Below are 17,194 nucleotides of genomic sequence, written 5' to 3'. Positions count from 1 at the left end.
AGCAGCCGATGTTCTCTGGCCTGGGCCGATTCGTGGTCCGTCGCCCGTGGTGGATCATCCTGGCGTGGGTCGTGGCGGCCGGCGCCGTGATCTCCCTGGCGCCCAAACTCACCTCCAGCAGCGACGAGGCGAGCTTCCTCCCGGACCATTACGAGTCCATCCGCGCGGCGGACGTGCAGGAAGCGGAGTTCCCCAAGCAGCAGAACGTCGGCGCGATCATCGTCTTCCAGCGCTCCGACGGCGAGAAGCTGACGGCGGCCGACTCCGCGGACATCACCCGCGTCTCCAGGGATCTGCAGGCCAAGAAGATCCCCGAGGTGCAGGCGGTGGTGCCCGGTGCGGTCTCGCCCAACAAACTGGTGCAGACGTCGGTCGTCGCGATGCCGAAGCTCACCGATCCCGAGGACACCGCGCAGCAGGACGCCGTCGAGAAACTGCGCTCCGATCTCGTGCCCGAGCTGAAGGGCACGGACCTCTCGGCCGGGATCACGGGCTCCGCCGCGCAGGCCCTCGACGAGAGCGACGCGTCGGAGCGGGCCGGTCTGCTGGTCGGCGTGGGCACGATCGTGATCATCATCGTGCTGCTTCTGGTGATCTTCCGGAGCCCGATCATCGCGCTGCTCCCCGTCGTCCTGATCGGCCTCATCTCACCGATGGCGACCGGCCTCATCGCCTCCGCGAACAAGGCCTTCGACATGAAGGCCGACTCCTCCATCCAGGAACTGCTCACCGTCGTCCTGTTCGGCGTCGGCACGGACTACATCCTGTTCCTGCTCTTCCGCTACCGCGAGGCTCTGCGGGCGGGCGAGGATCCCAAGGGCGCCATGGTGCACGCCGTCGAGCGGGTCGGCGAGGCGATCACCTCGGCGGCGGGCGCCGTCATCGTCGCGTTCGCCGCCCTGACGCTCTCCTCGCTCGGCATGCTGCAGTCGATGGGCCCCGCCCTGGCCATCGCGGTCTTCGTGACGCTGCTCGCCGGGCTGACCCTGGTCCCCGCCGTCGTCTCGCTGCTCGGCACGAAGGTGTTCTGGCCCTCGAAGTCGTGGCAGCGGGAGCCGCAGGGCACCGGGTTCGCACGGCTCGGCGCCTCCATCGCCCGTAAGCCCGCGATCTGGGCGCTGGTGTCGGCGCTGTTCATGGGCGCGCTCACGCTCGGCGCCCTCGGCTACCGGGCCAACTTCGACCTCGCGGGCTCCTCGCTGCCCAAGGACAAGGAGTCGATGCTCGCCCTGAAGAACCTCCAGAAGGGCTTCCCCGCGGGCACCACCGACCCCACCTTCGTCTACCTCACCTCGACGGACGACGGTTCACTCCCCGCAGCGCGGACGGCCGCCTTCCGAGGGCAGCTGGACAAGGTCGACGGCGTGGGGGAGGTTTCCCCGCCCCGGCTCAGCAAGGACGGCGGCACGGCGTCGTTCTCCGTGGTGCTCTCTGATCCGCCCGCCTCCGACAAGGCACTGGAGACCGTCAAGGACCGCCTGCGCCCGGTCGCCCACGAGGACGCCCCGGCCGGCACCGAAGCACTCGTCGGCGGCACGACCGCGGTGTACGTCGACATCAACAAGGCCGTGGACCGCGATTACTCGGTGGTCTTCCCGGTGGCCGCCCTCGCCATCATGGTCATCCTCGGCCTGCTCCTGCGGAGCCTGGTGGCGCCCTGGTACCTGATGCTGTCGGTCGCGCTCGGCTTCGGCGCGACCCTGGGTGCGACCTCGCTGCTCTTCCAACAGATCGGCAGCCAGCCCGGGTTGATGTTCATGCTGCCCGTGATCATGTACTTGTTCGTGGTCGCCCTCGGCACGGACTACAACATCCTCATGGTGTCGCGGCTGCGCGAGGAGGCCCGCGAGGGCCGCACCCCGCACGACGCGGCGGGCACGGCGGTGCGCCACTCGGGCCCGACGATCGGCTCGGCGGGCGTGATCCTGGCGGGCACGTTCGCGACGCTGATGCTCGCGGGCAACTCGACGCTCTCCCAGATGGGCTTCTCCCTGTCCTTCGGCATCCTCATCGCCGCCTTCGTCATGGCGATGATCTTCACGCCCGCGCTGACGGCGCTGATCGGGCACAAGGCGTGGTGGCCGGGCCACGGGGACGAGAAGCGCGACGGAGGCGGCCCCCGGGACGGCGCAGACGCGAGGACGGGCAGCCCCGACGGGTCGCACGTCGATGGGCCGGACACCGATGGGCCGCCCTACACCTCCTCGCCGTAAGCAGCCGCGAGCGCCTGGGCGTCCGCGTACGAGGGCAGATCCTGTGGCACGGCGCCGCCCCGGGCGATCGAGTGCGCGGCCTCGACGGCTCCGTGCAGCGCGGCGCGGAAGAGCAGCGAGCCACTGCTCACCCGGCGCACGCCGAGTTCCGCGAGACGCGCGTAGGTCAAGGGGCCGGGCGCGAAGAGGATGTTCAGCGGCATGCCGGCCGCCCCTTCGACCAGTCCCGTGATGACCTTCTCGTCCTGCAGACCGGGAACGAACAGGCCGTCGGCCCCCGCCAGTTGGTAGTCGGCGGCCCGGCGCTCGGTCTCGCCCGCTCCCCCGGCCCGCAGCCAGTACGTGTCCGTGCGCGCGTTGACGAACAGGTCGGGGGCCGCCTCCTTGACCGCGCGGATCAGCTCGCACTGCAGCACCGTGTCGGTCAGCGTCCCGTCCGGGCGGCCGTCCTCGATGTTCACGCCCACGACACCCGCCGCCGCGAGTTCCGCCGCGAGCGCCGCGACCTCCCCCGGCCGGTCGCTGAAGCCGCCCTCGATGTCCACGGTGACCAGAGCCGGCAGCCTTGCCAGGCCGCGCGCGAGCATCAGGGTCTCCTCCCGTGTCCCGCCGGTGGCGTCCGCCTTGCCGACGGCGGCCGCCACACCCAGGCTCGTGGTGCCGATCGCCGGGAAGCCGCCGTGGGCGAGCGCCGCCGCGGAGGCGTGGTCCCAGGCGTTGGGCAGCAGCAGGGGCTCGCCGGTGCGGTGCAGGGCGCGGAACTGCTCGGCTCGCTGTGCGTATGTCATGCCCGGACCGTAGCCGCGCGTCGGTTCGGCGACCACCGAAACGTGCTGGTGGACAGAGGACGGGCGGGCTTTCTCGACACGTCACGAAATTTCTTCCGGCGTAATGTCGAGAACGAGTGGTCGGCCCCGACGTCCCCTGTGAGAGTTGCCCACAAGGGGTGGCCACCGCACAGTCGAGGAGAGACGTCATGAAGTACCTGGTGATGGTGCAGGGCACGCAGGCGGACTACGAGGCGCAGAGCGGCAAGGGCAACGCGACAAGCCCGGCGTGGAGCGAGAAGGACCTGCAGGCGATGTTCGCCTTCATGGGAGCGCTCAACGACGATCTGGCCGAGTCCGGCGAGATCGTCGACGGACAGGGCCTCGCCGAGCCCGCGCAGACCCGTCTGGTCGACGTGGACAAGGAAGGCCGCCCGGTCATCACGGACGGTCCCTACGGCGAGACGAAGGAAGTCCTCGCCGGGTACTGGGTCCTCGACTGCGCGAGCCTGGACCGCGTCACGGAGATCGCCAACCGCATCCAGCAGTGCCCCATCCCCGAAGGAGCGCCGAACTACCCCGTGGTGATCCGCCCCATCATGGGCGGCCCGGACCTCGCGTCCTGAACAGCACCGTTGTGGTCGAGGACCTGCTGCGCCTGCACGCGCCGCAGGTCCTCGGCGCGCTCGTGCGCCGGTACGGTCACTTCGGCGAGGCCGAGGACGCCGTGCAGGAGGCGCTGCTCGCCGCGGCGCGGCAGTGGCCCGAGCAGGGCGTTCCCGAGAACCCCCGCGGCTGGCTGATCAGGGTCGCGTCGCGGCGGCTCATGGATCAGCTGCGCAGTGACGAGGCCCGGCGCAGGCGCGAGGAGGAGGCCGCCCAGCTGTCGCCCCGGGACGCCTTCACGGCGCCCCCGCCGGGCGAGAGCCGCGCGCCGTCCGACGACGACACCCTGACCCTGCTCTTCCTGTGCTGCCAGCCGGGGCTGAACCCTGCCGCGCAGGTCGCCCTCACGCTGCGCGCGGTCGGCGGGCTGACCACGGCCGAGATCGCCCGCGCGCATCTCGTGCCCGAGGCGACGATGGCGCAGCGCATCAGCAGGGCGAAGGCGAAGGTCAAGGGCGTGCCGTTCCGGCAGCCCGGCCCGAAGGACCGTGACCAGCGGCTCGCGGTGGTGCTCCAGGTGCTCTACCTGATCTTCAACGAGGGGTACACGGCGACCTCCGGCAGCGCCCTGCACCGCTCGGACCTGGCGCGGGAGGCGATCCGGCTCACGCGGTCCGTGCGCACGCTGCTGCCCGACGAGGGCGCGGTGACCGGGCTGCTCGCACTGATGCTGCTCACCGAGGCCCGCAGCGCGGCCCGTACCGGCCCGCACGGGGAACTCGTCCCGCTCGACGAGCAGGACCGCACCCGCTGGGACCGGCGCGCGATCGAGGAGGGCTCCGGCCTGGTCGAGCAGGCCCTCTCCCAAGGTCCCGCGGGGGCCTACCAGTTGCAGGCGGCGATCGCCGCGTTGCACGACGAGGCCGCGAGCGCCGACGAGACGGACTGGCCGCAGATCCTCGCTCTCTACGACCTGCTCGTACGCCGCGCCCCCGAGCCCATGGCCGAACTCAGCCGGGCCGTGGCCTTCGCCATGGTGCACGGGCCGCGCGCCGGGCTCGCCGAAGTGGCGGCCCTTGAGGGCCGGTTGGCGGGGCATCACCGGCTCGACGCCGTGCGCGCCCATCTCCTGGAGCGGGCGGGCGAGACGGAAGCGGCCCGCGCCGCCTACCAGTTGGCGGCCAAGCGTACGCTGAGCATCCCCGAGACGCGCTACCTGCAGATGCGTGCGGCCCGCCTGCTGTCGACATGAGTACGGAGCACGAGATGATCAGCGTCCGGGCGGGGCAGGTGACGCTGTCGGACCGGCGGACGCAACGCAGCTGGGCGGTCGAGGTCGCGGCCCACGAGCTCGCGCCGTTCCCCGTCACCCAGGAGCAGTACGCGGACGTCACCGGCGAGCGGCCGAGCACCGCACGCGGCGACCGGCTGCCCGTGGAGGGCGTCTCCTGGCTGGACGCGGTCCGGTTCTGCAACGCGCTGTCCCTGCGGGAGGGCCTGGCGCCCGCCTATCGGCTCGGCGCCGACGGCGAAGGTGCCCAGTGGGACCGAACCACCGACGGTTACCGGCTGCCGACCGAGGCCGAGTGGGAACACGCGTGCCGGGCGGGTACGTCCGGTGCGCGGTACGGGCCGCTCGACGAGATCGCCTGGCACGGCGGCAACGGCTCGGGGCGCATCCACGACGTGGGCGGCAAGCAGCCCAACGCGTGGGGCCTGCACGACATGCTCGGCAACGTGTGGGAGTGGTGCTGGGACCTCTACGACCCCGAGGTGTACGGCGCCTATCGGGTGCTGCGTGGCGGTGGGTGGTTCGACGAGCACTGGAGCTGCCGGGCCTCGGTGCGGCGCCGCAGCCACCCGACGTTCCGTATCGACGACGTCGGTTTCCGCGTCGCTCGCTCCTTTCCGCGCTGACGCCCGGGCGCCCCGGGTGCCCCTCGGCACCGGTCGGCACCGGTCGGCACCGGTCGGCACGTAACGCAGCTCACAGCGACAGGGCTCCCCACCTGGGAACACCGACGATTGGTTCACCGTTGAACAGTGCGTAGGTCCCGATCGCGATTCCCCCGTCCGGTCGGGGCCTACCTCTATTTCCGACCGTTCATGTCCACTCGGGGCCGTTTCACGCCTTCGAGGGCGAATATGCCAACCGCACCGCGCGGCGCACCCCCCGGGCGGCATCATGCGTTCATGGACGGTGCCAAGCCTGTGCAGGTCTTGTTCACACCCGACGAGTACGAGACGGTCCTGCGGAACGCGGACCAGCTCGGGCTCCCGGTCGATGAGTTCATACGCCGGGCCGTGATCGTCGACGCCACGGAACCGCCCTGCCCCACCGCAGGAACCCGGCGCGGCTCCGACGCTCCCGCCACCGTGCCGCCCATCCGCCGCAGCCTGGGCCCGGACGGCGCACCCGCTCTCCGGCGCTTCCTCGACACCCTCGCGACCACGGTGGAACCCGACGCCGAGGGCCGGGTCCCTCCGCAGCCCGCGGTCCGCAACTGCTCGGGGCAGTGAGCAGGGGGCAGGGCCCGCGCCTTCATTCCGCGGTCGATGCGTCACGGGCGGCGTCGGCGAGCAGCGCCGCCGCCTCACCGCGGGCGTGATCGATCGGGTCCGGGAAGATGCGCAGGCCGTGCGCGACCAGGGCGCCCTCGTGCAGCAGCATCAGTGTCCGGCCCAGTTCCGCCGCTCTCCGGGGCGCGATGTCGCGGGCGAGACCGGTGAACAGCGCGAGCATCCACGCCTTCTGCCCGGCGATGACCCGGTAGGCGGGGTGCGCGGGATCGCTGATCTCGGCGTGCGCGTTGACCATGCTGCAGCCCTTGACGCTGAACGTGCCGGCCCAGTCGCGTGAGGCGTCGAAGACGGCCAGGATCCTGGCCCGCGAGGTGGTCGCGGCCTCGACGTACGGCGCGAGAAAGGCCTGCCAGCGCTCGTCACGGGCCGCCAGATACTCGACGACGATCTGCTCCTTGGAGCCGAAGCGGTCGTAGAGCGTCTTCTTGGTGACCCCGGCCTCGGCGGCGATGAGGTCCACCCCGACGGCGTGGATCCCGCGGTCGTAGAACAGCGTGCTCGCGGCGTCCAGAGCGCGCCGCGCTGCCGGCGTCATGACGATCCTGCGCGGTGCGCTTTCGACCCCGCCCGCGTCCTTCACGATCTCACTCAGCAGCTCGTTCATACCTCCATAGTAAACCCATCTGTATACTCGGACTGGAGTAGACAGATCGGTATACCTCGTTGGGAGGAACGACATGAACGTCCTGCTCTCGATCGCATTCGTACTGACCTGGAGCTCGGGCTTCATCGGGGCCAAGATGGGCGCCGGGAGCGCGTCAGCCGTGACGGTCCTGATGTGGCGGTTCCTGCCGCTGGCCCTCGTGCTCGCGGTCGTCGCCCTCACCGTGGCGCGGGCGTCCTGGCGCGGCTTCACGGCACGTGACGCGATACGGCAGGCCGCGGTCGGCGCGCTGTCACAGAGCGGCTATCTGCTCACCGTGTACTACGCGATCCAGCTCGGCGTCTCCAGCGGCACCACCGCCCTGATCGACGGCACCCAGCCACTGGTGGCGGGCGCCCTGGCCGGACCGCTGCTCGGCCAGTACGTCTCGCGCACCCAGTGGGTGGGCCTCGCTCTCGGCGTGACCGGGGTCGTCATCGTGACCGCGGCGGACGCCACGGGCGGCACCGACGCTCCCTGGTGGGCCTATGCGGTGCCGTTCCTCGGGATGTTCTCGCTCGTCGCTGCGACCTTCCTGGACCGCCGCTCCCCCCGCCCGGTCTCCCCGGTGGTCTCGATGACGGTCCACTGCACGACCAGCGCCGTCATCTTCACGGCGCTGGCCGTGGGTGCGGGCGCCGCGACACCGCCGGCGGAGGCGTCGTTCTGGGTGGCGATCAGCTGGCTGGTGACGCTCTCCACCTTCGGCGGGTACGGGCTCTACTGGCTGATCCTGCGGCGCTCCGGCGTCACCCAGGTCAACACGCTCATGTTCCTGATGGCGCCGGTCACGGCCGTGTGGGGAGCCTTGATGTTCGGCGAACACTTCGGCGTGCAGACGGCGTTGGGCCTCGCGGTCGGACTCGCGGCGGTCGGCGTCGTGCACCGCGGGAAGAGCTCCGCGCAATCCGTGGTGTGCACGTCGCAGGACGCGCCCACGACCGCGACACCCCGTCAGTCCGCGAGCCGGAAGTCCGCGTAGTCGAAGCCGGGCGCGACGACGCAGCTCACCAGGACCGGTTCGTCACCAGCGGGGCGCGCCGCCTGCCACACGCCGCCGGGCACCAGGATCTGCGGGCGCTGGCCGCGCTCGACGCCCGGGCCGAGGCGCATGGGCGCCGCACCCTCCTTCGGGAGCGCGCCGTCACCTCCCAGGCGCAGGTCGAGGGGACCGCCGCGGTGCCACAGCCAGATCTCGTCCGAGCGCACCACATGCCAGCGCGACTCCTCTCCCGGGCAGAGCAGGAAGTAGATGGCGGTGGCCGCCGTACGGGCGCCGGGGTAGCCGGCGGGCGTGAAGGAGTGGTCCGACGCCCAGGTCTCGACGAACCAGCCGCCTTCCGGGTGCGGCTCCATGCCCAGCTCGCTCGCCAGGGCGGGGCGTTCACTCGCGTCGTTCATGCGTGCTCTCCGTTTCGGAAGTCGGCGGGGTGCAGAGGTCGGCGGGGTTCAGCGGATGCCCCTCGGGGGCGTGAGGAAAGCCTGCACGGTGGGTGCGTACCGCTCGGTGATCTCGACGACGGGTGTGCCGCGGACGTGTGACCCGCGGGCTATTCCGTACATCACGCCGAGGCCGAGCAGCGTGCCCACCGCCAGCTCGGCGCGTACGCCCGCGTCCGGTCCTTCGAGGCGTTCGGCGAGCCGGTCCACCACCTGCGTACGGAAGTTGTCGCGCAGGGTGTCGCCCTGCTCCCGGTGGAGCGGCGCGAAGACGATCCGCAGGATGGGGTCGGCGCCGTGCTGGGCCTGACCGGTGAGCAGGTGGTGGACCATGTGGCGGCCCAGGGTGGCGAGGGGTGCGTCCAGCAGCGCCCCGGTGTCGGCCTCGAAGGACATGATGCGGGCGAAGAGGGCGTCCTTGTTGCCGAAGTACTTCAGGATCAGGGGCGCGCTCACACCGGCGCGTTCGGCCACCGCCCTGAGCGTGATGTCGGCGTGCGCGTGCCGGGCCAGGAGGTACCGGGCGGCGCGGATGATGGCGGCCTTCGTCGCCTCGGCGTCGCGGCGGGCGAGCCCGGTTGCGGACGCCTCCGGCTCCGCCGTCGCGCCGGATGCCGATGGGGGCGTGGCGTCGGTGGTGTCCATGGCGTCGGACGCTTCCTTCCAGGGCCGTCTCCTGCATATGCCTGCGCTATCTGCGGAAGATATCGGGGCGAACTTCATGATCACTCCAGCGTGGGCACGAAAGTCCGGAGAAGTGAAGGAAGGCATACGACGTGAATGAGAATTCACCATAGCGGGTGAATTGGCTTTCACCACCGCCGATTTCGGAAACGGGATCAAGCCACCGGCGAGTTGGGCACAAGAGCGAAGAGCGGCCAACTGCCGTGCGGCCACTGGGCGCTGCCGCAGCCGACGGTAGGGAGTCAGCCATAATGCCGACCATGAAGAGATGGCGAATTGGACTGGTCGGCACGGGACCCTGGGCCTCGTCCACGCACGCTCCCGCGCTCGCCGCGCACCCGGACGTGGAGCTCTCCGGCGTGTGGGGGCGGCGGCCCGACGCGGCGGCCGCCCTGGCGTCGACGCACGCGACCACGGCGTACGCGGAGGTGGACGAACTGTTCGCCGCGAGCGACGCGGTGGCGTTCGCCGTGCCGCCGGACGTGCAGGCACCGCTGGCCACCCGGGCCGCGGCGGCGGGCTGCCATCTGCTCCTGGACAAGCCGGTGGCGACGACGGTGGCCGCGGCCCGCGACCTCGCTGCGGCCGTCGAGGCGGCCCGGGTGGCGTCCGTCGTCTTCTTCACGCTGCGCTTCGCCGGGCCGACGGCGGCCTGGGTGACGGAGCAGGCGGCGACAGAAGGCTGGTTCACGGGGCGTGCCGACTGGTACGGCTCGTTCTACGCGGCGGACGGGACCAGCCCGTTCTCCTCGCCGTGGCGGGCGCGCCGGGGTGGCCTGTGGGACGTCGGCCCGCACGCCCTGTCCGTCCTGATGCCGGTGCTCGGCGATGTCACCGACGTGACCGCTGCGGCGGGACAGGCGGACCTGGTCCATCTGATCCTGCGGCACAGCGGCGGGGCGTCGAGCACGGCGACGCTGAGCCTGACCACGCCGCCGAAGGCCGCGGGAGTGACGGTGGAACTGCGCGGGGAGGCGGGAACGGTGCTGATGCCGACGGGGGGCGGGGCGCTCGACGCGTTCGGCTCCGCGGTCGACGCGCTCGTCGACGCGGCACGATCCGGCCGGTCACACGCCTGCGACGTGCGGTTCGGTCTGCGGGTGACGGAGATCCTGGCCCGGGCCGACGAACAGCTTCCCGCCGGGTGACTGCCCCGGGTGCACCGCCCGGGGACGACCGCGGGCGGCCGGTACCGTGGCCGCTACGTAATGGCGAGTGACGGCACCGGCCGCAGCCAGTGGACCCAGGAACCGGTCCGGGAAGTCATGCGCCGTACGTCCCGAGTGCGACGTTTCCGACCACACACATCGGAATACGAACAACCGATCCATACTCTTCCCGCAGCGGCCCAATGGGCCTAGGGGGTACCCGACGCCGAGGAATTTCAGCCAATTTCAAGCTCCTCGGCCAAGGTGCCCCACACTTGTGTCCGCGTGCCCACCGACACCGGAACTCGCAGGTCGGTGGTCCCGCTCCCTCCATGGTGCCGCATCGACTGATCGTTTTTCTTCGGGCAATCTTTACTACCAAAGCTGGTGAGAATATTTAGACTGCTGATGCTCAACTCGGCGTGCACCAAGAGGGATTACCCACCATGAACAAGACGGCGCTCCGCGCTCTGCTCCGCGAACGACGCGCCCTCATAGCCCCCGAATCGCACGGTTTCAGCCGCCCCACGGGCCAGGGGCGACGCGCCCGCGGCCTCTCCCAGCATCAGGTCGACCAACTGCTGCACCGCGCCATCGGCACGTACCACCGCCTGGAGTCGGGCAGTTACCCCAATCCGCCGGCTTCGTTGCTGCGGGATGTCGCGCTGCTTTTCGGGCTCAACGAGCAGGAGTGGGTGTCGCTGTGTCGGTTCGCGCTGTTGCAGGAACCTCCGGGTCCGCTCCACCAGTCGTCGGGCAAGGAGATCCCGGGGGTATGGCAGGAGGCCGTCGAAAGCATCCGGCACATGGCGTACGTCACCGACGCGTCGTGGGACATGCTCGCCTACAACGAACCCTTCGCCGAGCTGTTCCCGAACGGGAACGTGCCCGGCAACACGATGCGTTGGATGCTTCTCGACCCCGAGGGGCGCCGGTCCTTGACGGACTGGCACACCGCGTGGGCCCCCATGGTCCTGCCGCAGCTGCGGGCCGCGCTCGCGGCACGGCCTGACGACGAGGTGCTGCGCCAGATAGAGAAGGAAGTCCTCGCGGACCCCGAAGCTGCTCCCCTCTACGGAGCCGGCGACTTCTTCTCGCACCCGGACGGCGACGAGCGCCCCCTGTACCACGCCCAACAGGGCCCCGGCTGGCTGTCGATGTGCGCGGCGCAGCCCATGACGGCGCCCGGCGCCCGGCTGATCATCATGGTGTTCCACCCCGGCGAGAAGCGAAGTCACACGCGCGCCCCCATGTTGCGGGCCCGCTGACCGAACGACACGTTTCCAGGACTCCGGTTTCCGGAGGGGGACCAGTTCAGCGCGGTGAAGTACGTTGTGCGGCACCCCCCACATCCGACAAGCCAGTGGGAGCCTCCTCGTGCCCGCCTACGTCTCAAGACCCCGGACCGTCTTCGGCGACCACAAGGTCACGACCGCTGAAATCGCGGACGACATACGGGTGCACCACCCCGACCATCCCAGGCTCGGCGCGATCCTCCGTGTCGTGGGCAATTGCGGTGTTCACACCCGCTATTTCACGCGTCCCGTCGACTCACCCGCCGTCTCAGGCGGAGCCGGCATCACCGCGCGGGCCGAGACCGCGTTCCGCGACGCCGTCGACATGGCCGAGCGCGCTGCTCACGCGGCCCTCGACACCGCGGGGCTCACAGCCGATGACATCGACGCGATCGTCACCGCCCATGTCACCGGCTGGGCGGTGCCGAACCTCGACGTACACCTGGTGGCCCGCCTGGGGCTGCGCCCCACCGTGCGCCGCGTCGCGCTGACGACCCTGGCCTGCGCCGGGGGTGCCCAGGCCCTGCTCCGCGCCGCCGACCTGGTGTCCGCCCGCCCCGGCAGCAAGGTCCTCGTGGTCGCCGCCGAGGTCATATCGACGATCTACAACCACGCGGACACCACGATCGAATCGATGATCTACAAGGCGCTGTTCGGGGACGCAGCAGCCGCCACCGTTGTCACCGGCGAACCATCGGCCTCCGGGATGGCCATCGACGACAGCTTCGAGTACGTCCTGCCGGACAGTCTCGACCGCTATCAGGGGCGCATCGCCACCGACGGGTTCCACTTCGACTCCACGAAGAAGGCCCTCACGGCCGCCGACGACGTGCTGCCCGCCGTCTTGGACTGGCACGGCCCGCAGAAACCGGACTTCGCCGTCATCCACCCCGGCAGCCCCCGCATCATCTCCGACACCGCCGCCGCCCTGAGCCTGACCCCGCACGACATCCGACACTCGACCGACACACTCGCCGACGAGGGAAATCTCGGCGGTGTCAGCGTCCTGCGGATCCTCGAACGCACCCACGCCGCGCCCCCCGCCGACGGCGCCCGTGGCATCGTCGTCGCCTTCGGGCCCGGCTTCGCCACCGCCGCCCTCCGCTGCCACTGGCAGGCGTGACCGCCGCGGTAATTCGGTTGCCGCGTCCCACCGCCGCTGCTGGAGTGCCCGCATGGACCATCACGCCGTACTGACGGCATACGACCAGCAGATCCGGCGCGGCGCTCAGGCGGACAGTCCCGGCGTGCGCGTCGAGCGGGACGGAGCCGTCGTCCGGCAGATCGGGGCGGCGCACGACTGGAACGGCGTCCACTGGGCGGACCTCGACGCGACCACGGCGGACGCCGTCATCGCCGAGCAGGTCCGCTACTTCACGGCCCACGACCGCGAGTTCGAGTGGAAGCTGCACTCCCACGACCTCCCCGCCGACCTCGCGGACCGGCTGCTCGCGGCCGGCTTCGTCCCCGAGCCGCCGGAGGCGGTGATGATCGCCGAGGCCGCCGCCCTGCCCACGGAGCCGAAGCTGCCCGATGGGGTGCGCCTGCTGCCGGTCACGGACGCGGCGGGTGTCCGCCTCATGACGCGGGCCCACGACATCGCCTTCGGCGAGGACAGCGCGGGGCTCGGCGAGCGCCTCGCCCGGCGCGTCCTGACCCAGCTGACCGAGACCCCGGACACTGTCGTCGCGGTGGTCGCGATGGCGGGCGACGAGCCGGTGAGCTCGGCCCGCATGGAGTTCTGCCCCGGCACCGACTTCGCGGGCCTGTGGGGCGGCGGCACCGCTCCCCGGTGGCGGGGCAAGGGCATCTACCGTGCCCTGGTCGCGTACCGCGCCCACATCGCCGTGGAGCGCGGCTGCCGTTACCTCCAGGTGGACGCCTCGGACGACAGCCGCCCCATCCTCGAACGCCTGGGCTTCGCGCAGCTGAGCGTGACGACGCCGTACGTCCACCAGCCCTGAGCGGCCCGAGCGGCCCGAGCGGCCCGAGCCGCTCTAGGCGACGGTCGGCAGCAGCTTCGCGATCGCCTCCGCCGTGTCCGTCTCGCCGAGCCTCGGGAAGATCTTCTCGATGCTGTTGCGGTGCGCCGCCGCGTCCATGTCGGTCACCGCGTCCACGGCGACCGTGACGTGGTAGCCGTGCTCGTGTGCCGCGCGGGCCGTCGACTCGACGCCGATGCTCGTCGCGATGCCGGCGACGACGACCTGGGTGACGCCCCGGCGGCGCAGCTGGAGGTCGAGGTCGGTGCCGTAGAAGGCGCCCCACTGCTGCTTGGTGACGACGATGTCGCTGTCCTGGCGGCCCAGTTCGGGGACCAGGTCCGCCCAGTCGGCGGGCACATCGCCGCCGCGAGCGGGGCCTTCGGTGCGCCCGGGGGCGCCGCCGGTGACCCGGACGAGGACCACGGGCAGGCCGTGCTCGCGGAAGGCATCGGCGAGACGGGCCGACCGTTCGACGATCTCCGCGGAGGGGTGCGCGGTGGGCAGGGCGGTGATGCCCTTCTGGAGGTCGACGAGGACGAGGGCCGTGGTGGGGTCGAGCGTGGTGGCAGTCATGGTGCTGGTCTCTTTCTCACGTGGGGGAATCCGGTCAGGGGCGGGCGCGCAGGGCCCGGTCGGTGAGGGTCAGGGCGACCAGGGCGAGCGCCAGGACGGCGTCGACCGTGGCCATGAGGTGGAGTCCGGCGTCGTCGGCCCGCTGCCCGTAGGCCAGGCCGATGAGTCCGGAGGCCGTGATGGCGCCGATGTACTGGGCGGTGCGCTGGAGCCCGGCGGCCGCCCCGATCGCGTCCGCGGGCGCGAACTGCTGCACGGCCGCCTGGTTGCCGGTGCCCATGAACCCCTGCGGGATGCCGAAGCAGGCACCCGCAAGGAGCAGCACGGCGAGCGGTGTGGAGCCCGTCGTCATCAGGAGCAGCGCACTGCCCACGGCCAGGAGCACGGCGGCCGCGCCGAGCGGCGCGCGGATGCCCTTCGTGCGGGCGCCGAGGAGCGAACAGGCCAGCGCGGCAAGGGACATCGGCAGCATCACGAGTCCCGCGTGCAGCGAGGAGTAGCCGCGGGCCTCCTCGAGCCACTGGGTGAAGCCGTACATGACGCAGTAGACGACGAGATAGCTGAGCCCGTGGCGCAGGTAGGTGCGGGCGAGCGCGTGGTGGGTGCCCAGCATCCGCAGGTCGATGAAGGGGTGGGGGTGACGCAGCTGCCACCAGGTCAGGGCGGTGGAGAGCACCGCTACGGGCGCGAGCAGCCACCACTGCGGGTGCGCCAGGTCGAGCAGGAAGACGAAGAGGCAGGTCAGCGCGCCGGTGAAGAGCAGTATGCCGAGCGGGTCGAGTGCGCTCGGACCGCCGTCCTCGCGGCGCGCGGTGCGCGGCCCGTCCGCGGGTATCCAGCGCAGCGCGCAGCCGAGGGCGAGGAGCGCGACGGGGACGTTGACGGCGAAGATGCCGCGCCAGCCGGCGGTCGCGACGAGGAGCCCGCCGAGTGTCGGTCCGACGGCCGCGCTGCCCAGGGCGGCGAAGGAGAGGCGGCCGAGGACGGTGCGCGGCGTGGGCGTACCGAGCCTGCGTGACTCGTCGCGCAGGACGGCCATCGCGGCGGGGTACGCCGCCGACGTGCCGATGCCGAGCAGGAGGCGCGAGGCGAGGAGCCAGCGGAACCCGGGGGCGAGCGCGCCCACGAGGCCGGAGGCGACCACGACCACGAGCCCGCCGAGGAAGACCCTGCGCGGTCCGATGATGTCGGCCAGTTTGCCGAGCACGGGCTGGGCGACGGCGCTCGCGAGGTAGAGGACGGAGACGAGCCAGGCGGTGTCGGCGGCGCCGACGCCGAAGTCGTGTCCGATCGCCACCAGGCCGGTGGAGATCATCGTGGTGTTGAGCGGATTGAGCAGGGACCCGAGGAGGAGGGGTGCGGTGAGCCGGGCCCCGAAGGCGGGAAGTTCGCCCGCTGCCGGGCGGACCGGTGCGGAAGGCACCGCCCTCACTTGCGCACCAGCCGCTCCAACAGCTCGACGGCGTCGGCCAGTTGGCGGCGCTCCCCGGGGTCGAGCTCGTCGGCGAGCGCCGCGGCGAGCCAGTCGCGCTTGGCGGCCCGCATCTCGGCGAGGGTGCGACGCCCCTCGTCGGTCACGGAGACCACGGACTGCCGCCCGTCGTCGGGGTCCGGTGCGCGCCCGACGAGTCCGAGCTCCTCGAGCGCGCTCACGGTCAGCCGCATCGACTGGGGCCGTACGAGCTCCGCGCGGGCGAGGCCCGCGGTGGTGGCGGGACCTTCGCCGTCGAGGCGGGCGAGCACGGAACGCTGCGAGGGGCTGAGGCCGGTCCGCGGCGAGACACCGCGAAAGCGCCGTACGAGCCGACGGACGGCGCCCGACAGATCGGCGGCGAGCTGCTCGGGGGTCGGGTCGCCAGGCTTCTCGGTCATGCAACGATCGTAGGAGATAGACAGGCAAACTTGCAAACTTGCCTGTCTATCTCCTACGCCAAAACTCCGGTGCCGCAGGCGGCACCCGGGACACCTAGCGGATCGGCATCCCCGACAGCGTGCGCGCGATCACCAGACGCTGGATCTCGCTCGTGCCCTCGAAGATCGTGTAGATCGCGGCGTCCCGGTGCATCCGCTCCACCGGGTACTCACGCGTGAAGCCGTTGCCACCGAGGATCTGCACCGCCTGCGCGGTGACCTTCTTGGCGACCTCGCTCGCGTACAGCTTCGACATGGAGCCCTCGGCGGACTCGAACTTCTTGCCCGTGCTCGCCATCCACGAGGCACGCCAGACGAGCAGACGGGCTGCGTCGATCTGCGTACGCATGTCGGCGAGCTGGAAGGCGACGCCCTGGTTGTCGATGATCGGCCGACCGAACTGCGTACGCGTCTTGGCGTACTCCAGGGCCTCTTCGTACGCGGCGCGCGCCGTGCCGACGGCCATGGCGCCGACCGCCGGGCGGGACGCCTCGAAGGTGGCCATCGCGGCGTTCTTCACGCGCTCGCCGCCGCTCTTGGCGCGCTCCCGCGCACGGGCGAGGCGCTCGTCGAGCTTGTCCTTGCCGCCCAGCAGGCAGTGACCGGGGACGCGGACGTCCTCCAGGACGACCTCGGCGGTGTGCGAGGCACGGATGCCGTGCTTCTTGAACTTCTGGCCCTGGGAGAGGCCGGGGGTGTTCGGCGGGATGATGAAGGAGGCGTGCCCCTTGGAGCCGAGCTCGGGGTCGACGACCGCGACGACGACGTGGACGTTGGCGATGCCGCCGTTGGTCGCCCAGGTCTTGGTGCCGTTGAGGACCCACTCGTCCTTGGCCTCGTCGTAGACGGCGCGGGTGCGCATCGCCGCCACGTCGGATCCGGCGTCGGGCTCGGAGGAGCAGAAGGCGGCGACCTTGACGTCGTTCACGTCGCCGTACATCTGCGGTATCCAGGTGCCGATCTGCTCCTCGGTGCCGTTCGCGAGCACGCCGACGGCGGCCAGACCGGTGCCCATGATGGACAGGCCGATGCCCGCGTCACCCCAGAAGATCTCCTCGGTCGCCATCACGATGCCGAGGCCCGTGGGGTCGAAGAACTGCTGGGCGTAGAAGTCGAGGGAGTAGATCCCCAGCTTCGACGCCTCCTGGATGATGGGCCACGGAGTCTCTTCACGCTCGTCCCACTCGGCGGCCGCGGGACGGATCACGTCGGCGGCGAACCCGTGGAGCCAGTCCCGGACCTCCTTCTGTTCGTCGTTGAGCTCCATGGTGAACTCGGCCATGACCCCTCCAGGACCTGCGGTGAAGACGTGCGTTACTTGCGGTAACTGGAGTCTGTTACTGGCG

The 17,194-nt window shown here is 71.1% G+C and carries 18 protein-coding genes; 10 read left to right on the top strand and 8 right to left on the bottom strand.

Annotated features, from left to right (window positions below; genetic code table 11):
- The first annotated feature begins 8 nt into the window (after positions 1–8).
- Positions 9–2,213 carry an MMPL family transporter gene (locus tag ACWGIH_RS19260; RefSeq protein WP_453447874.1) on the top strand — a complete coding sequence of 735 codons (2,205 nt, stop codon included), beginning with the start codon at positions 9–11 and terminating at the stop codon, positions 2,211–2,213.
- On the opposite strand, the gene ACWGIH_RS19255 is transcribed toward ACWGIH_RS19260, so the two are convergent.
- Positions 2,195–3,001 carry an isocitrate lyase/PEP mutase family protein gene (locus ACWGIH_RS19255; protein ID WP_453447875.1) on the bottom strand — a complete coding sequence of 269 codons (807 nt, stop codon included), beginning with the start codon at positions 2,999–3,001 and terminating at the stop codon, positions 2,195–2,197. The genes ACWGIH_RS19260 and ACWGIH_RS19255 overlap by 19 nt on opposite strands.
- A gap of 188 nt (positions 3,002–3,189) precedes the next feature.
- Here ACWGIH_RS19255 and ACWGIH_RS19250 point away from each other — a divergent pair, with 188 nt between their 5' ends.
- From ACWGIH_RS19250 to ACWGIH_RS19235, 4 genes are all read left to right on the top strand, one after another.
- Positions 3,190–3,606, top strand: coding sequence for a YciI family protein (locus tag ACWGIH_RS19250; RefSeq protein WP_453447877.1), 417 nt, complete (start codon positions 3,190–3,192; stop codon positions 3,604–3,606).
- 11 nt (positions 3,607–3,617) lie between these two features.
- Complete coding sequence (locus ACWGIH_RS19245) at positions 3,618–4,838, top strand: RNA polymerase sigma factor (RefSeq protein WP_453447878.1); 1,221 nt, start codon at positions 3,618–3,620, stop codon at positions 4,836–4,838.
- Positions 4,835–5,503, top strand: coding sequence for a formylglycine-generating enzyme family protein (locus ACWGIH_RS19240; protein ID WP_453447880.1), 669 nt, complete (start codon positions 4,835–4,837; stop codon positions 5,501–5,503). Before ACWGIH_RS19245 ends, ACWGIH_RS19240 begins: the two co-directional genes overlap by 4 nt.
- A 276-nt stretch (positions 5,504–5,779) precedes the next feature.
- The gene (locus tag ACWGIH_RS19235; protein WP_453447882.1) at positions 5,780–6,106 is read left to right on the top strand and encodes a hypothetical protein; all 327 of its coding nucleotides are present in this window, start codon (positions 5,780–5,782) and stop codon (positions 6,104–6,106) included.
- A gap of 22 nt (positions 6,107–6,128) precedes the next feature.
- On the opposite strand, the gene ACWGIH_RS19230 is transcribed toward ACWGIH_RS19235, so the two are convergent.
- The gene (locus ACWGIH_RS19230) at positions 6,129–6,704 is read right to left on the bottom strand and encodes a TetR/AcrR family transcriptional regulator (RefSeq protein ID WP_453448006.1); all 576 of its coding nucleotides are present in this window, start codon (positions 6,702–6,704) and stop codon (positions 6,129–6,131) included.
- A 142-nt stretch (positions 6,705–6,846) separates the two neighbouring features.
- Here ACWGIH_RS19230 and ACWGIH_RS19225 point away from each other — a divergent pair, with 142 nt between their 5' ends.
- Entirely contained in the window at positions 6,847–7,794 is a 948-nt protein-coding gene (locus ACWGIH_RS19225; protein WP_453447883.1) for a DMT family transporter, read from the top strand.
- Here ACWGIH_RS19225 and ACWGIH_RS19220 read toward each other — a convergent pair.
- Complete coding sequence (locus ACWGIH_RS19220; RefSeq protein WP_453447884.1) at positions 7,767–8,213, bottom strand: cupin domain-containing protein; 447 nt, start codon at positions 8,211–8,213, stop codon at positions 7,767–7,769. The genes ACWGIH_RS19225 and ACWGIH_RS19220 overlap by 28 nt on opposite strands.
- A 48-nt stretch (positions 8,214–8,261) precedes the next feature.
- Positions 8,262–8,897, bottom strand: a complete 636-nt coding sequence (locus ACWGIH_RS19215) for a TetR/AcrR family transcriptional regulator (RefSeq protein WP_453447886.1) — start codon at positions 8,895–8,897, stop codon at positions 8,262–8,264.
- Positions 8,898–9,196: 299 nt separating this feature from the next.
- On the opposite strand from ACWGIH_RS19215, the gene ACWGIH_RS19210 reads away from it, so the two are divergent.
- The 4 genes from ACWGIH_RS19210 (at position 9,197) to ACWGIH_RS19195 (ending at position 13,343) form a co-directional block, all read left to right on the top strand.
- Positions 9,197–10,084 (top strand): Gfo/Idh/MocA family protein, encoded by an 888-nt coding sequence (locus tag ACWGIH_RS19210; protein ID WP_453447888.1) that lies wholly within the window; start codon positions 9,197–9,199, stop codon positions 10,082–10,084.
- 446 nt (positions 10,085–10,530) lie between these two features.
- Positions 10,531–11,352, top strand: a complete 822-nt coding sequence (locus ACWGIH_RS19205; RefSeq protein ID WP_453447890.1) for an MmyB family transcriptional regulator — start codon at positions 10,531–10,533, stop codon at positions 11,350–11,352.
- A 109-nt stretch (positions 11,353–11,461) separates the two neighbouring features.
- The gene (locus ACWGIH_RS19200; RefSeq protein ID WP_453447892.1) at positions 11,462–12,502 is read left to right on the top strand and encodes a type III polyketide synthase; all 1,041 of its coding nucleotides are present in this window, start codon (positions 11,462–11,464) and stop codon (positions 12,500–12,502) included.
- Positions 12,503–12,554: 52 nt separating this feature from the next.
- Positions 12,555–13,343, top strand: a complete 789-nt coding sequence (locus ACWGIH_RS19195; protein ID WP_453447894.1) for a GNAT family N-acetyltransferase — start codon at positions 12,555–12,557, stop codon at positions 13,341–13,343.
- A gap of 33 nt (positions 13,344–13,376) precedes the next feature.
- Here the strand turns inward: ACWGIH_RS19195 and ACWGIH_RS19190 are convergent, their stop codons facing one another.
- The 4 genes from ACWGIH_RS19190 to ACWGIH_RS19175 form a co-directional block, all read right to left on the bottom strand.
- Positions 13,377–13,937 carry an isochorismatase family protein gene (locus tag ACWGIH_RS19190; protein WP_453447896.1) on the bottom strand — a complete coding sequence of 187 codons (561 nt, stop codon included), beginning with the start codon at positions 13,935–13,937 and terminating at the stop codon, positions 13,377–13,379.
- A 34-nt stretch (positions 13,938–13,971) separates the two neighbouring features.
- Positions 13,972–15,369, bottom strand: coding sequence for an MFS transporter (locus tag ACWGIH_RS19185; protein WP_453447897.1), 1,398 nt, complete (start codon positions 15,367–15,369; stop codon positions 13,972–13,974).
- Positions 15,366–15,809 carry a MarR family winged helix-turn-helix transcriptional regulator gene (locus ACWGIH_RS19180; protein ID WP_453447898.1) on the bottom strand — a complete coding sequence of 148 codons (444 nt, stop codon included), beginning with the start codon at positions 15,807–15,809 and terminating at the stop codon, positions 15,366–15,368. Before ACWGIH_RS19180 ends, ACWGIH_RS19185 begins: the two co-directional genes overlap by 4 nt.
- 94 nt (positions 15,810–15,903) lie before the next feature.
- Positions 15,904–17,130, bottom strand: a complete 1,227-nt coding sequence (locus ACWGIH_RS19175; RefSeq protein ID WP_453447899.1) for an acyl-CoA dehydrogenase family protein — start codon at positions 17,128–17,130, stop codon at positions 15,904–15,906.
- Positions 17,131–17,194 lie beyond the last annotated feature (64 nt).

Source organism: Streptomyces sp. NPDC054872, assembly GCF_053610705.1.
This window is presented reverse-complemented; position numbering and strand designations above follow the sequence as displayed.